Origin of the sequence: Octadecabacter sp. R77987, assembly GCF_042466115.1 — a bacterium.
Classification (GTDB): Bacteria; Pseudomonadota; Alphaproteobacteria; order Rhodobacterales; family Rhodobacteraceae; genus SW4.
Genome location: NZ_JAXHBQ010000001.1, coordinates 1,945,761 through 1,959,484, shown reverse-complemented (window position 1 = coordinate 1,959,484; position 13,724 = coordinate 1,945,761). Strand labels below are relative to the sequence as shown.

15 protein-coding genes and 1 riboswitch are annotated in these 13,724 nt (G+C 59.5%); of the genes, 6 read left to right on the top strand and 9 right to left on the bottom strand.

What is annotated here, in order from left to right:
• The first annotated feature begins 128 nt into the window (after positions 1-128).
• On the top strand, positions 129-416 hold the full coding sequence (locus SJY21_RS09935) for an HU family DNA-binding protein (RefSeq protein WP_377509735.1): 288 nt from the start codon (positions 129-131) through the stop codon (positions 414-416).
• A gap of 95 nt (positions 417-511) precedes the next feature.
• A complete protein-coding gene (locus tag SJY21_RS09930; protein WP_377509732.1) occupies positions 512-1,387 on the top strand; it encodes a DMT family transporter in 876 nt (291 codons plus the stop codon).
• Here the strand turns inward: SJY21_RS09930 and aroC are convergent.
• A complete protein-coding gene (aroC, locus tag SJY21_RS09925; protein WP_377509729.1) occupies positions 1,384-2,487 on the bottom strand; it encodes a chorismate synthase in 1,104 nt (367 codons plus the stop codon). The genes SJY21_RS09930 and aroC overlap by 4 nt on opposite strands.
• 92 nt (positions 2,488-2,579) lie before the next feature.
• Positions 2,580-2,678: riboswitch (TPP riboswitch) on the top strand.
• Between the two features lie 39 nt (positions 2,679-2,717).
• Between aroC and thiB the strand changes: the two genes are divergently transcribed.
• Genes thiB through SJY21_RS09910 form a run of 3 tightly spaced genes read left to right on the top strand, consistent with a single transcriptional unit; the run spans position 2,718 to position 5,894 of the window.
• Complete coding sequence (thiB, locus tag SJY21_RS09920) at positions 2,718-3,704, top strand: thiamine ABC transporter substrate binding subunit (protein WP_377509726.1); 987 nt, start codon at positions 2,718-2,720, stop codon at positions 3,702-3,704.
• On the top strand, positions 3,680-5,212 hold the full coding sequence (locus tag SJY21_RS09915) for a thiamine/thiamine pyrophosphate ABC transporter permease ThiP (RefSeq protein ID WP_377509724.1): 1,533 nt from the start codon (positions 3,680-3,682) through the stop codon (positions 5,210-5,212). Before thiB ends, SJY21_RS09915 begins: the two co-directional genes overlap by 25 nt.
• Complete coding sequence (locus SJY21_RS09910; RefSeq protein WP_377509720.1) at positions 5,199-5,894, top strand: ATP-binding cassette domain-containing protein; 696 nt, start codon at positions 5,199-5,201, stop codon at positions 5,892-5,894. The genes SJY21_RS09915 and SJY21_RS09910 overlap by 14 nt, the downstream gene beginning before the upstream one ends.
• Positions 5,895-5,947: 53 nt before the next feature.
• On the opposite strand, the gene SJY21_RS09905 is transcribed toward SJY21_RS09910, so the two are convergent.
• From SJY21_RS09905 to petA, 3 genes are read right to left on the bottom strand one after another with little or no spacing between them, the layout of a single operon-like run.
• The gene (locus SJY21_RS09905; RefSeq protein ID WP_377513206.1) at positions 5,948-6,802 is read right to left on the bottom strand and encodes a cytochrome c1; all 855 of its coding nucleotides are present in this window, start codon (positions 6,800-6,802) and stop codon (positions 5,948-5,950) included.
• Between the two features lie 17 nt (positions 6,803-6,819).
• Positions 6,820-8,145, bottom strand: coding sequence for a cytochrome bc complex cytochrome b subunit (locus tag SJY21_RS09900; protein WP_377509717.1), 1,326 nt, complete (start codon positions 8,143-8,145; stop codon positions 6,820-6,822).
• Between the two features lie 14 nt (positions 8,146-8,159).
• Entirely contained in the window at positions 8,160-8,777 is a 618-nt protein-coding gene (gene petA / locus SJY21_RS09895; protein WP_377509714.1) for a ubiquinol-cytochrome c reductase iron-sulfur subunit, read from the bottom strand.
• Between the two features lie 226 nt (positions 8,778-9,003).
• Here petA and SJY21_RS09890 point away from each other — a divergent pair, with 226 nt between their 5' ends.
• The gene (locus SJY21_RS09890) at positions 9,004-9,657 is read left to right on the top strand and encodes an outer membrane protein (protein WP_377509711.1); all 654 of its coding nucleotides are present in this window, start codon (positions 9,004-9,006) and stop codon (positions 9,655-9,657) included.
• Between the two features lie 6 nt (positions 9,658-9,663).
• Here the strand turns inward: SJY21_RS09890 and SJY21_RS09885 are convergent, their stop codons facing one another.
• From SJY21_RS09885 to dapF, 5 genes are read right to left on the bottom strand one after another with little or no spacing between them, the layout of a single operon-like run.
• Entirely contained in the window at positions 9,664-10,266 is a 603-nt protein-coding gene (locus SJY21_RS09885) for a glutathione S-transferase (RefSeq protein ID WP_377509709.1), read from the bottom strand.
• 26 nt (positions 10,267-10,292) lie between these two features.
• Positions 10,293-10,916, bottom strand: a complete 624-nt coding sequence (locus SJY21_RS09880) for an FMN-binding negative transcriptional regulator (RefSeq protein ID WP_377509706.1) — start codon at positions 10,914-10,916, stop codon at positions 10,293-10,295.
• Positions 10,917-10,932: 16 nt separating this feature from the next.
• Positions 10,933-11,565 (bottom strand): glutathione S-transferase, encoded by a 633-nt coding sequence (locus SJY21_RS09875; RefSeq protein ID WP_377509703.1) that lies wholly within the window; start codon positions 11,563-11,565, stop codon positions 10,933-10,935.
• A 25-nt stretch (positions 11,566-11,590) separates the two neighbouring features.
• Positions 11,591-12,853 (bottom strand): tRNA (N(6)-L-threonylcarbamoyladenosine(37)-C(2))-methylthiotransferase MtaB, encoded by a 1,263-nt coding sequence (mtaB, locus tag SJY21_RS09870; protein WP_377509700.1) that lies wholly within the window; start codon positions 12,851-12,853, stop codon positions 11,591-11,593.
• Positions 12,850-13,665 carry a diaminopimelate epimerase gene (gene dapF / locus SJY21_RS09865; protein WP_377509697.1) on the bottom strand — a complete coding sequence of 272 codons (816 nt, stop codon included), beginning with the start codon at positions 13,663-13,665 and terminating at the stop codon, positions 12,850-12,852. The genes mtaB and dapF overlap by 4 nt, the downstream gene beginning before the upstream one ends.
• Between the last annotated feature and the right edge of the window lie 59 nt (positions 13,666-13,724).

The following is a 13,724-nucleotide window of genomic DNA, read 5'->3' as shown; positions in this document are numbered from 1 at the left end:
CAAAAAACGGCACAAAATGCATGTTTTTATAGGCAAGAACGATACTATTCGTTGTGGTCCTACACCATATGACGTTAAATGCACCCACATGAGGCCCCACGGTTAGGGCAGAAGATGGAGAGAACAACATGGCAAAACCAATGACCAAGACGCAGCTTGTGGCTGCACTGTCCGAAGATATGGGCACCGACAAGAAATCCGCTGCTGCTGCTCTGGAAGCGATGTGCGGCCTGATCACACGTGAAGTGTCCGGCGGCGGTGCTGTCACCCTTCCTGGTGTTGGCAAGATCTATTGCCGCGAGCGCCCCGAGCGTATGGTTCGCAACCCCGCAACGGGCGAGCAGATCAAGAAAGACGCTGACAAGGTCGTTAAAATGACCATCGCCAAAGCGCTGAAAGACAGCGTCAACGGCTAAGGTCACGCACCGGGGCTTGCACCCGGAACGAGATTTCGAAAGGGTCGCCACAGTGGCGGCCCTTTTGCTTTGCGGGTCTTGATACAGGATAATCAATGGACCTACGTGCGGTTTTTCTGGGCCTTGCCTTTGCGCTGATGTGGTCCTCGGCATTTACGTCGGCGCGGGTGATTGTTGACTATGCACCGCCTTTGACTGCCCTTGCCCTGCGTTTTCTGATTTCCGGCACTTTGGGTGTCGGGATCGCCGTGTTGTTGGGCCAATCGGCGCGCCTGACGCGGCGCCAGTGGATTGGTGTGCTGACGTTTGGAATTGCGCAGAACGCCCTTTATCTGGGCCTCAACTTCGTGGCCATGCAAACGGTTGAAGCGTCCTTTGCCGCGATCATTGCATCGACCATGCCACTGCTGGTGGCGCTGGTTGGCTGGGCCGGATTTGGTGATCGCATCCGCCCGCTTGGGATTGCCGGATTGGTCGCTGGTGTTGTCGGCGTGACCTTGATCATGGGTGCAAGGTTGCAAGGCGGGGTCGATCTGTTTGGCGCGATCTTATGCGTGATAGGCGTGTGCTCCCTGACCGTGGCAACCCTTGCAGTGCGCGGCGCGTCTTCGGGTGGCAATTTGCTGATGATCGTCGGTTTACAGATGCTGGTCGGCAGTGCGGTGCTTTGGGTCCCTGCGCTGGCCCTTGAGACTTTCGCGTTTGACTGGAACTGGAAGCTGGGCGTGGCGTTCACCTACACGGTGCTGATACCGGGTTTGGCCGCGACCTATATCTGGTTCCTGCTGGTTGACCGGATCGGCGCGGTCAAGGCTGCAACTTTCCACTTTCTCAACCCGTTCCTGGGTGTGGCGACTGCTGCATTGCTGTTGGGTGAAAAGCTTGGGCCGCTTGATGTTGTTGGCGTGCTGATCATCGCCACCGGAATCCTGGCGGTGCAACTGTCCAAACAGGGCGTGAAGGTGATCTAGCCGATCTTGCCGCGCATGCCGCCGGTTTGGCCACGATCCAGAAGGATGTGGTCAAGGATCACAGATGCCATCATCGCCTCGCCAACGGGCACGGCACGGATGCCGACGCAGGGGTCATGGCGGCCTTTGGTCACGACCTCGTAAGGCGATCCATCCATGCGAATCGACTGGCGCGGCGACAGAATGCTGCTGGTCGGTTTCACGGCAAAGCGCACGACCACATCCTGTCCTGTGCTGATCCCGCCAAGAATGCCGCCCGCGTGGTTGGATGAATACTCGGGCCCGTTTGGCCCCATGAAAATTTCGTCGGCATTGTCGCGGCCCGTCAGCGCGGCGGCGGCCATGCCCTCGCCGATCTCGACACCTTTGACGGCATTGATGCTCATCATCGCGGCTGCCAGATCAGTGTCCAATTTGGCATAAACAGGTGCACCGATGCCTGCGGGAACGCCCCGCGCGACAACTTCGATCACGGCGCCAACACTGTTATGATCATCCTTGCGCAGCCATTGCAGGTAGTCTTCCCATTCGAACGCAGCTTTCGCATCGGGACACCAGAAATCGTTCTCGTCGATCGTGGCCCAATCGAACCGATCTCGGTCGATTTTCTTTTCGCCCATCTGCACCATATAGCCCTTGATTTCGACCGATGGCGCAATCGCGGCAATTGCCTGTCGCGCAACCCCACCTGCCGCGACCCGCGATGCGGTTTCGCGTGCGCTTGACCGCCCGCCACCACGATAATCGCGGATGCCGTATTTCTGGTGATAGGTGATGTCGGCGTGGCCGGGGCGGAACGTGTCGGCGATATCGCCATAGTCACGCGAGCGTTGATCGGTGTTGCGGATCATCAACTGGATCGGCGTGCCGGTGGTTTTCCCGTCAAACACACCCGACAGGATTTCAACCGCATCAGGTTCCTGCCGCTGGGTCGTGTTCTTGTTTAACCCGGGGCGGCGTTTGTCCAGCCATTGCTGGATCATTGGCGCGGTCAGGGGCACGTTGGGTGGGCAGCCATCGACGGTTGCGCCCAAGGCCGGCCCGTGGCTTTCGCCCCATGTGGTGACGCGAAAAAGGTGTCCGTAGCTGTTCATCGACATGGGTGCGCTCCTGTTGCCTGACGGGTCTAGCGTTGCGCCGCCAATGCCTCAAGACCTTTCCCTTGTCTTTGCGTGGCTGCGGCCCTAGGTTCCAGCTTACCTCGGGGGGCCAATCATGGCTGAGATGCGCAAGCGGACCCGTTGAACCTGAACCGGTTAAGACCGGCGGAGGGAAGGTCTCGCATCCATCGATGCTGCCCCCATCCGTCCGGCACATTTGGAGGATGACCATGTTTAAGACCCATCTGACGACTGTTGCAGGACTTTGCTTTTGTGCCACTGGCGCATTGGCCGAAGTGCCTGTTCTCACAGTTTATACCTACGACAGTTTTGTGACCGACTGGGGCCCCGGACCCGCAATTGAAGCAGCTTTCGAGGCCGAATGCGCCTGTGACCTGCAATTTGTCGGAAATGGTGACGGTGCGGCCCTGTTGGCACGCGTCAGGCTGGAAGGGCCGCGCACCGACGCCGATATTGTGCTGGGGCTGGATACATCTTTGATCGCCGAGGCGCGCCAGACCGGCGTGTTCACCGATCATGGCGTTGAAACGGTGTTTGACCTGCCTATTGCGTGGGATGATCAACAATTCCTGCCCTATGACTGGGGCTATTTCGCCTTTGTTGGCAATGCAGGCGCGGATGCCCCGAAAACCATCGCTGAACTGGCTGTCAGCGACATCAAGATCGTGATCCAGGATCCGCGGTCATCGACGCCGGGGTTGGGTTTGTTGATGTGGGTGCAGGCGGCTTATCCTGACGACTCGCAGGCGATCTGGGAGGCTTTGGCCGACAATATCGTCACCGTCACACCGGGCTGGAGCGAGGCTTATGGCTTGTTCCTTGAAGGTGAAGCCGATGCGGTGTTGTCTTATACGACATCACCCGCCTATCACATCTACGCCGAGGAGGATGAGACCAAAACCGCGTGGGCATTCAGCGATGGCCACTACATGCAGGTCGAAGTTGCCGCAAAGCTGGCAAGCAGCGATCAGCCCGAACTGGCAGATCAGTTCATGGCGTTTATCGTGTCCGATGGGTTTCAGTCCGTGATCCCGCGCACAAACTGGATGTATCCGGTTGTGGTGTCTGACGCGGGGCTTCCAGACGAATTTCAGGGTCTGACGACGCCCGAAAAATCCCTTTTGTTTGCGCCCGCTGAGGCGGCAAGCATCCGTGATGCCGCGTTGGAAGAATGGCGCGCCGCGCTGTCGCAGTAATCGAAACGCCCCGCTGGCCCGGCCGGATTGCGGTCGCGCTGGTGCTGGTCGTTTTGTTTGGACCGCTTGTTGCGGTTGTTTGGCGTGCCGAAGGGATCGCCGCCTTGTCCCGCGCGGACGTGTCGGCGATCCGGTTCACGGTGTGGCAAGCCTTTGCATCTGCGCTAATTAGCATCGGGTTCGCGATACCTGTGGCGCGGGCATTGGCGCGACGGCGGTTCCGCGGGCGGCAGGCGTTGATCACGCTGCTTGGCGTGCCATTTCTGTTGCCCGTAATCGTCGCAATACTTGGGTTGCTAGCCGTGTTCGGTCGGGCTGGTATTCTCAATGAGTTGCTTGCTGCGATAGGACTGCCGGATGTATCCATCTACGGCGCGCATGGTGTCATACTTGCGCATGTTTTCTTTAACCTGCCCCTCGCCGTGCGGTTGATCCTGCAGGGTTGGGTCGCCATTCCATCCGAAAGGTTTCACCTGGCGGCCAGCCTGAATGCACCCATCTGGCAGGTCTTGGAAAAGCCGATGCTGCGCAACGTTTTGCCCGGTGCCTTTGTGGTGATCTTTCTAATTTGCCTGACAAGTTTTGCTGTCGCGCTGACGCTTGGCGGCGGCCCGCGCGCGACAACGATTGAGCTTGCGATCTATCAGGCGTTCAGGCTGAGCTTTGATCTGGCCGGAGCGGCGACCCTGACGCTGGTGCAATTGGCAATCTGTGCAGGCGTTGCGCTGCTTGCCTTTGTGATCACTGCGCCTGATGCCATGGGGCGCGGATTGGATCGCGTTGTTGCCCGTTGGGATGGTTCGGTTTGGACCGACGCTGCATGGATTGGCGCCGCGGCACTGTTCTTGCTGGTGCCGTTGATCATGGTGGTCTTGCGCGGTTTGCCCGGTCTTTTGGACTTGCCCCCATCGGTCTGGGGTGCGGCGGCACGCTCGGTCATGATCGCGATTGTGTCGGCTGGCCTGACACTGGCGCTGGCCCTTGCGCTGGCCCTGCGCGGCGGGGGATGGATGATGATTATCGGCACATTGCCGATGGCATTTTCGGGGTTGGTTTTGGGGACGGGGCTTTTTCTGATCGCGTTTCCGCTGGTCAATCCAACCCGTCTGGCGCTTCCTGTTACTGCACTTGTGAATAGTCTGATGGCGTTGCCATTCGTGCTGCGTGTTCTTGCGCCAGCAGTCGCGCAGGTTGAAACGCAGTTTGGCCCCTTGGCAGGTGCGCTGGGATTGCGCTGGTGGGCGCGGGTGCGGATCGTGATCCTCCCGCGCTTGCGCCGCCCATTGGGGTTTGGAGGTGGCATTGCTGCAGCCCTATCAATGGGTGATCTTGGGGTTATTACGCTCTTTTCCAATGGTGGTGCTTCGACCCTTCCGCATGAAATGTATCGCTTGATGGGCGCCTATCAGATGGAGGCGGCGGCGGGGGCCGCGCTTGTTCTTGTGACGCTAAGTCTGGGATTGTTCTGGCTGTTTGACCAAGGAGGGCGAACGGATGCTGACGCTTGATAAACTGATTCTGACGTTTCCGGATTTTTCCCTAAGCGCGGATATCAAGGTGCCAGCCGGGGGAATCACGGCTGTGATTGGCCCGTCAGGCGGGGGCAAATCAACATTGCTGTCGGCGATTGCCGGTTTCGTTCAACCAACGTCTGGCCGGATTGACTGCGACGGGCTGGATATTACCGGCAAGTCACCGGCTGACCGGCCCGTCAGCCTGTTGTTTCAGGACAACAACCTTTTCCCGCACCTGACCGTGGCGCAGAATGTGCTTCTGGGGATGCGCCCGTCATTGCGGATGCAAAAGGGCGATGCCGACAGGATTGCAGCGGTTTTGGGCAAGGTCGGGCTTGCCGGATACGAAACGCGCAAACCGTCCGCCCTGTCGGGAGGGCAGCAAAGCCGCGCTGCCCTTGCGCGGGTCTTGCTGGGCGGGCGACCGGTGGTGTTGCTTGATGAACCCTTTGCCGCACTTGGTCCTGCGCTGCGGGATGAAATGCTGGACCTTTGCGCTGAAATTCTTGCGATCCAGGGGCGCACGGTTTTGATGGTCACGCACGATCCGCGCGATGCGGCGCGTGTGGCGGGGCAAACGATTGTGGTGATGGACGGGGTCGTGGGCCCGCCTGTCAAGACGGGGCCACTGCTTGCCGATCCGCCTGCTGCACTTCGTGCCTATCTGGGGGACTAACGAAAAAGGCGCGCCCGACCGGACGCGCCTTTGTTCGCTTGCTTCAGCGGGACTTAGTCGTCGCTACGCTTGGCTTTCTTCTTGTGTGGCGCCCACAGGCGTTTGTTGGTTGCATAAAGCAGAACCGACAGCAGCGTGAGGAAGATCACGCCAGTCAGACCAGCCTGCTTGCGCGCCATCATCTTGGGCTCGGCAGTCCACATCAGGAAGGCGGCAACGTCCTCGGCTTCGTGGTGAAGGTCGGTGGAATGGCCATCGGCATATTCCACGTCGTCGCCCCAAAGCGGTTGACCCATCGAGATCCAGCTGCCCGGAACCGTGTGGTGGCCGTGTTCGTCCTTGCATTCCTCGGGGAAACCACCAGCGGCAAACGCCGTGTTATAGCTGCCTTCCATATCATCGGGCGCACATGCGGGCGGGTCTTCGTAACCCGTCAGCAGCGAGGCGATATATTCAGCGCCACCCATACCGTTGAACAGTTGCGACATGCCTGTGCCATAAGGGCCGTGGAAGCCCGCGCGCGCTTTGGCCATCAAAGACAGGTCAGGCGCGTTGGGATCGTTGGAAACCGGGAAGTGATCCGCCGGTGTTGCAGGGCGGAAATCCTCAATGGTTTCGTCATAGACTTCGACGAACTGTTCGGCGTAGGCGCGCACCTGATCCTCGGGCAGCGCTGGGCCGCCTTCGTCGTGCAGGGTGCGGATCGCGACATAACGCATGCCGTGACAGGCCGAACAGACTTCGGTGTAGATTTGCAGACCGCGCTGAAGCTGCATCTGGTCAAAGGCACCGAACGGGCCTTCAAACGAGAAGTCGAAGTTTTCGATATGCGCCTCGCCAGCGGCAAAGGCTGTGCCCGTGCTTAGGCCAAAGGCAACTGCGGCAGAGAGGGTGAGTTTGCGGAACATCATTTTCTCGTCCTTTCTCACTCGGCCGGGGTTTCGGCCGAGGCGCCGTAGTGCGCGTTGAAATCGTCTTCGATGGTTGCGGGCGGTGTGTCGGGCTTTTCGATCACGCCCAGCAACGGCAGGATCACCAGGAAATAGGCAAACCAGTAGGTCGCGCCGATCAGCGAGATAATCGGGTAGATGCCTTCGGCTGGCATCGCGCCACCCCACATCAACACGATGAAGTCGATCACCAGCAGGGCAAACCACCATTTGAACATCGGGCGGTAACGGCCCGAGCGCACCGAGGATGTATCCAGCCAGGGGGCCAGTGCCATCACGGCAATCGCGCCGAACATCGCCAGCACACCAAAGAACTTGGCGTCGATGATGCCAAAGCTGATCCAGTCAGCGAACATCACGACCCAGACGTCAGCAGTAAAGCAGCGCAGGATCGCGTAGAACGGCAGGAAATACCATTCGGGAACGATGTGGGCCGGTGTCGCAAGCGGGTTTGCTTCGATGTAGTTGTCAGGGTGGCCAAGGTAGTTTGGCATAAAGCCCACCACAGCCACGAACACAGTCAAGATCACGGAAAGCGCAAACAGGTCCTTGATCACAAAGTATGGCCAGAAAGGCAGCGTGTCTTTTTCCGCTTCGGCTTTGGACCCGCGGCGCACTTCAACACCAGTCGGGTTGTTGTTGCCGGTGTGGTGGAAGGCCCAGATGTGAAGGATCACAAGGCCCGCAATCACGAAGGGCAACAGGTAGTGGAGCGAGAAGAAGCGGTTCAGTGCGGGCTGGCCAACAGCCGATGCGCCCAAGAGCCATGTCTGGATGCTTTCACCGATGAAGGGGATCGCGCCGAAAAGGCCGGTGATCACGGCTGTGCCGTGGAACGACATCTGGCCCCAAGGCAGAACATAGCCCATGAAGGCGGTGCCCATCATCATCAGGTAGATCAGCATACCGATGATCCACGTCACTTCGCGCGGAGATTTATAAGACCCGTAGTAAAGGCCACGGAACATGTGGGCATAGACGGCGACAAAGAACAGGGAGGCGCCGTTCATGTGGAAATAGCGGATCATGTGGCCGCCGTTCACATCGCGCATGATGTGTTCGATACTGGCAAAGGCCATGTCAACGTGCGGCGTGTAGTGCATCACCAGCACGATGCCGGTGGCGATTTGCAGCACAAGGCAGAACGCCAGCACGATGCCCCAGATCCACATCCAGTTCAGGTTCTTGGGTGTGGGGATCATCAGGGTGCCGTGGATCAGGCCAATAATGGGCAGGCGGCTTTCCAGCCACTTGGCGCCGCGCGAATTTGGTTCGTAGTGGTCGTGGGGGATACCGGACATGGGTCTCTCTCTCCTTAACCGAGTTTAATCGTTGTGGCGTCGACGAATTCGGCGACAGGAATCGGCAGGTTTTCCGGGGCAGGGCCCTTGCGGATGCGACCGGACGCATCATAGTGCGACCCGTGGCAGGGACAGAACCAGCCACCGAATTCGCCCGCACCGTCACCTAGCGGCACACAGCCAAGGTGGGTGCAGACACCCATTTGCACCAGCCATTCGCCCGGCGTGCCAACCGGATCACCCAAGGTGCCATCGTCGTTTGCGGGCCGAAAGTTGGTCAGCGTGCGGTTTGCGTCGGTGGCGGGCATCGGGTTGTCAAAATTGTCGTTGCGCGCGATCTGGTCCGGCATCTGTTCAAGCTCGGCGTCCTGTTCGGCGGCCAGGGCGATTTCGGCCTCGGTCCGGTAACGGATAAACACGGGCTTACCTTGGAACAGGACCGTAAGCTGCGCGCCGGGAGCAATCGCGCTAACGTCCACGCGGATCGAGGCAAGCGCCTGCACATCTGCGGATGGGTTCATTTGGTTGACCAGTGGCCAAACGGCAGCGCCTGTGACAACAGCCCCTGCGCCAGCGGTGGCGTAGTAGATGAAGTCGCGGCGTGTGCCTTCGTGTTCGTCTGCGTGTGACACGGGGTGCATCTCCGGTTTATTCAGGGCCGTGGCCCCACGAAAAAGACAGACGGGGCGCGCCCCATCACTTCCGGCGTTTCTTAGCCCTTCAAACCTTGCCCGTCCAGCAGACATTCGCCCATATTGGCCAACTGCGGCGAATAGACCTGCCTTTGGGTCCATTGAAGCGCAAGGCAAAACGGCTTATCATCACCTAAGCCACTCTGGTCTTAGAGAGAATCGCCTGATGAAACGTTTAGCCCTTGCAGCATTGGTGGCGATCGCCCCTACGGTTTTGGCGGCTGAAACCGAACTCAGCTTTTACCTTGGTTTTCAGGAAAGTCCGCACAGTCAGGTGGACGGCACTGATCCGGGCAATGCGGTTGACCCCAATCTGGACTTCACGGCCGGTTGGGAAGGTCTTTCGTTTGAAATGCCGCCTTACTATGGCGCGCGCGCGACGTTCTGGCGCACCGAAACTTTTGGGTGGGGTGCCGAGTTCACCCATACCAAAGTTTATGGCGATGCCGCGACCTTGGCTGACAACGGGTTTACGCGCTTTGAACTGACCGACGGGCTGAACATCATCACGGTCAACGCCATGCGCCGTTGGCCCAATCAATGGGGCAGCGTCACGCCCTATGTGGGTGGTGGACTGGGGATTGCCGTGCCGCACGTGGATATCGAATCTGCCGGTGGCAAGGCATTTGGCTATCAGCTAACCGGCCCGGCAGTGCGCTGGACTGCGGGTGCCAGCTACGACATCAACGATCAATGGGCTGTATTTGGCGAATACCAAGGCACCTATTCGATGAACCAGATTGATCTGGGCAGCGGTGGCAGCCTTGAAACCGATATCATCACAAATGCTGTGAATCTGGGTGTCAGCTTTAGTTTCTAAAGGTGTCTATTCCGGCCCGGTGGCCTGCATGGATGCACGTGCGTCGAATGCGGCGCTCCACGCAGACAGGGCGTCATGATCGGCGCGCCAGTTGCGGGCATCATGGCGGAAATCCAGATAACCAAGAGCACAGGCGACCGCGATATGCGACATATCAAGCGGCCCGTTCAGGTGGCTCATCCAGCGGGAATTGATCGCTGACAGCGCCCCCGCAATCTTGACCCACTGCGTTTCGATCCATTCACCGTTCTTGCCCTCGGCCCCCTTGAAGCGCGCCTCGTAGGCCATGGCGACAGCGGCATCCAGAATGGCATCTGCCGTGGCCTCGAGGGTCAAAACCTCCCAGATGCGGGCGGCGGGATATAGACCAGCCTGAACGCGGTGATCCAGAAAACGGGTGATGACGCGGCTGTCGTAGATCGCGGGGCCGTCTTCGCGCAACAGGGCGGGGATCTTGCCCAGCGGATTGGCGGCAAGGGCGTCGGCGGCCATCTCGAAGGGGCTTGTTACCACGCTGATTTCCTCGACAGCGTCCTGTTGGCCGGTTTCGATGATCATCACGCGGACTTTGCGCACATAGGGTGATGTGGGGGACATGATCAGTTGCATGGCTTGGCCTTTCGGGAAGGGGCGGATTAACGGCGTGGCGGGGTCAGCATCAGGGCAGCAAGGATCGCAGGATCGCTTCCCATCCCGTGCCCGTTGACGAAACCGGCAGCACGCTCGCGCACGCCATCAGCCTTATTCTGGTTCAGTTTCCAAGTTCCGTCGACGCTGTCGATCACCATGCGGCACGGCACGATCTGGCGCATCATTTTTGCCAGAACTTCATGCGTCATCTTGGCGCTGGACCACGGCGCTTTCGGCCTGAGCTGTTCTTCGAAATGGGCGGACTGACGGTCGATCACGTCGCGCAAGGCCTCATCTGGCAAGCGTTCCAGGGTGCCCCGCAGATGCACCGCAACATAGTTCCACGTTGGCACCTGATCATCGACGCCATACCAATCGGGCGAGATATAACTGTCCGGCCCCGTGACTGCGATCACGGCCTGAAGGGGTTCACAAAGCGCGCGGGCGATCGGGTTTGACCGCACCAGATGCAGGTCAAGCGTTGCACCGTCATCGGCCAATAGAAACGGCACATGCGCCATCAGCGGCCCGTCAGCGCCATTGATGCCAAGCAGGCCGAAACTACGATCACGTGCATAGGCCAGATTGCGCGTGGCATCGGCAGTGCGAAAGATCGGGTTCGGGTGCATGGCTGTCCTTGCGTGGTTACGGGAACTGAACGGTATCCTGCCCTGCTTGCCAAGGGGGATATTTCGTCATGATCCCGGCAAAGGCATCCGATGCAACGAACTGATCCAGCCAGCGGATCAAGTACGGCCAGGGTTGCGTGTCAAACCACGCGCGATCGGTATTTGCGAATTGGCGCACGAATGTGACGATCGCCATGTCGGCCAGTTTGGGTGCGGGGCCAAAAAAGAAGGGCTTGTCGCCCAAGCGGTCATTTAGGTCATGAAGGTAGTCCGCCGCCTTGGCCTGTTCGGCCGCGGCGTCCAGATCAGGATAGCGCACGGCATATTTCGTGTGATCAAGCGCGGTCTTGAACGGGCCGTCACAGGCATCAATCAGGCTGTGGCCTATGGCAGGCATATCCAGCCAGCCTTTGGGGTCGTTCTGTTCCAACGCCCAGATCATGATGTCGCGGCTTTCTTCGATCACATTCTTGCCGGTGTCGATCACCGGCACTGTTCCCTTGGGCGATGTCGTCAGAAATTCCGCCGGTTTGTCCCGCAGCAGGATTTCGCGCAGTTCCACCTGCACACCCGCGCTTTGGATCGCAAGGCGGGCGCGCATGGCGTAGGGGCAGCGCCTGAATGTCCAGAGGATGGGGAGGGGTGTCATGTTGGAGCCTCCGGCGGGGATATTTTTAGCAAGATGAGGCGATGAGTTGTTTTCCATCGTGACCGGTGATCTGCGCGGTGACGAGTTGAGATTCGGGTTGATCCGTCTCGAAAGCGACTTCAGTGAACTGCTCGGTGCGACCCATGCGGGTGTTTTCCATTAACACGCAATGTGTCTTGCCCAGTTGCGCGGCAAGATGGCGTTGCACTTGCGCGTCACCTGCGGCGCGCAGTCGGGCGGCGCGGGTCTTGATGTCTTTCACGTTCACCGCGGGCATTTTGGCGGCAGGCGTGCCTTGGCGCGCGGAGTAGGGAAAGACGTGCAGCCACGTGAGGGCGCAGTCACCCACAAGTTTCAGCGAGTTTTCGAAATGCGCTTCGGTCTCGGTCGGGAAACCGGCAATGATATCGGCGCCAAAGGTCATGTCCGGGCGCAGTTTGCGCGCGTCCTCGGAAAACCTGATCGCATCGTCGCGCAGGTGGCGGCGCTTCATCCGTTTCAGGATCAGGTCGTCGCCATGTTGCAGGGAAAGGTGCAGATGCGGCATCAGGCGCGGTTCGGTCGCAATCGCCTGCATCAGGTTTTCATCAACTTCGATGCTGTCGATACTGCTGATCCGAAGGCGCGGCAGGTCGGGCACAAGGCGCAGGATGCGCATCACCAGATCACCCAGTTTCGGCTGCGCGGGCAGGTCCGCGCCCCAACTGGTCAGGTCGACGCCGGTAAGGACCACTTCGTTATAACCACGATCAACGAGGCGTTTGATCTGATCCACGACAACACCAGCGGGGACGGATCGCGAATTGCCACGTCCAAAGGGGATAATGCAAAAGGTGCAGCGGTGGTCGCAGCCGTTTTGCACCTGCACATAGGCGCGGCTGCGCGTGCCGAACCCGTCGATCAGATGGCCGGCGGTTTCCGTAACCGACATGATGTCATCGACCTGCACGGGTTCGGTTGTGCCGATCAGGTCGGGCGTCATTTGCGCCCAGGTGGCCGCTTGCATCTTTTCGGTATTGCCGATCACGCGCGAAACTTCGGGCATGGCGGAAAACGTCGCCGGTTCGGTCTGGGCCGCGCAGCCTGTGACAATCAGGGTTGCATCGGGGTTGTCGCGGCGCAGTTTGCGGATTTCCTGCTTGGCTTTGCGCACCGCTTCGGACGTGACAGCACAGGTGTTCACGACCACGGCGTTCTGCACGCCGGCGGCAGTGGCCAGTTCCTTCATCGCTTCGGTTTCGTAAGCATTCAGGCGGCAGCCGAGGGTGGTGAAAACAGGGGCAGTCATGGGTGCCAGACACCGTCAAAAACGTGAGCCGTGGGCCCCGACATCCAGACTCCATCATCGCGCCATGCAATATCCAGCGTGCCGCCATCGAGATCGACGCGCACGTTATGCCCGGTCAGGCCACGGCGTGCGGCAGCGACGACCGCAGCGCAAGACGAAGACCCGGACGCCAGCGTAATACCCACACCCCGTTCCCAGACCCGCATCCGGATATGATCAGGGCCGATGATCTGTGCGAACTGCACGTTTGTGCGTTCGGGGAAAAGTGGGTCGTGTTCGTGGGCGGCACCCTGTCGGGCAAGGTCGATGGTGTTCAGATCTTCTACAAAGAACGTGCAGTGCGGGTTGCCCATGCCTGTCGCTGTGGGCGTGCCGTCAATTGGCAGTTCCAGGGTATCCATCTCGTGCGAAAGCGGCACGTCAGCCCATTCGGTCTGCGGGTGGCCCATGTTGATGCTGGTCACGCCACCACCAATTTCGATGGCATGAAGCACACCACGCGCGGTGGCAATGCGCAGCACATCCTTGCCCGTGCAATCCATTTCCCAGCGGGCGATGCAGCGGGTGGCGTTGCCGCAAGCGGCCGACAGTGAACCATCGGCGTTGTAGAACGTCAGGCGCATATCCGAATCGGGTGTATCTGAAATGACAGCCAGTTGGTCAAACCCGACCCCGCGATGCCGGTCGGCCATGGCCACGGCAAGGGCCGCATCCACGCGCGCAGGCTTGCTGCGCTCGTCGATCACGACAAAGTCGTTGCCCAATCCGTGCATCTTCATGAACGGCAGGCCGTTATCGGTGGTCTTGCTCATCCGGCGCATATAGTCCCCGTGTGAAAATGAATCCAGCCTTTGACGCATTTGTGGGGTTG

What these genes read in the sequence shown, in the direction of transcription:
- SJY21_RS09935 (WP_377509735.1), top strand. Translation starts at nt 129, where the DNA reads ATGGCAAAACCAATGACCAAGACGCAGCTTGTGGCTGCACTGTCCGAA.
- SJY21_RS09930 (WP_377509732.1), top strand. Translation starts at nt 512, where the DNA reads ATGGACCTACGTGCGGTTTTTCTGGGCCTTGCCTTTGCGCTGATGTGG.
- aroC (WP_377509729.1), bottom strand. Translation starts at nt 2,487, where the DNA reads ATGTCGATGAACAGCTACGGACACCTTTTTCGCGTCACCACATGGGGC.
- thiB (WP_377509726.1), top strand. Translation starts at nt 2,718, where the DNA reads ATGTTTAAGACCCATCTGACGACTGTTGCAGGACTTTGCTTTTGTGCC.
- SJY21_RS09915 (WP_377509724.1), top strand. Translation starts at nt 3,680, where the DNA reads ATGGCGCGCCGCGCTGTCGCAGTAATCGAAACGCCCCGCTGGCCCGGC.
- SJY21_RS09910 (WP_377509720.1), top strand. Translation starts at nt 5,199, where the DNA reads ATGCTGACGCTTGATAAACTGATTCTGACGTTTCCGGATTTTTCCCTA.
- SJY21_RS09905 (WP_377513206.1), bottom strand. Translation starts at nt 6,802, where the DNA reads ATGTTCCGCAAACTCACCCTCTCTGCCGCAGTTGCCTTTGGCCTAAGC.
- SJY21_RS09900 (WP_377509717.1), bottom strand. Translation starts at nt 8,145, where the DNA reads ATGTCCGGTATCCCCCACGACCACTACGAACCAAATTCGCGCGGCGCC.
- SJY21_RS09890 (WP_377509711.1), top strand. Translation starts at nt 9,004, where the DNA reads ATGAAACGTTTAGCCCTTGCAGCATTGGTGGCGATCGCCCCTACGGTT.
- SJY21_RS09885 (WP_377509709.1), bottom strand. Translation starts at nt 10,266, where the DNA reads ATGCAACTGATCATGTCCCCCACATCACCCTATGTGCGCAAAGTCCGC.
- SJY21_RS09880 (WP_377509706.1), bottom strand. Translation starts at nt 10,916, where the DNA reads ATGCACCCGAACCCGATCTTTCGCACTGCCGATGCCACGCGCAATCTG.
- SJY21_RS09875 (WP_377509703.1), bottom strand. Translation starts at nt 11,565, where the DNA reads ATGACACCCCTCCCCATCCTCTGGACATTCAGGCGCTGCCCCTACGCC.
- mtaB (WP_377509700.1), bottom strand. Translation starts at nt 12,853, where the DNA reads ATGACTGCCCCTGTTTTCACCACCCTCGGCTGCCGCCTGAATGCTTAC.
- dapF (WP_377509697.1), bottom strand. Translation starts at nt 13,665, where the DNA reads ATGAGCAAGACCACCGATAACGGCCTGCCGTTCATGAAGATGCACGGA.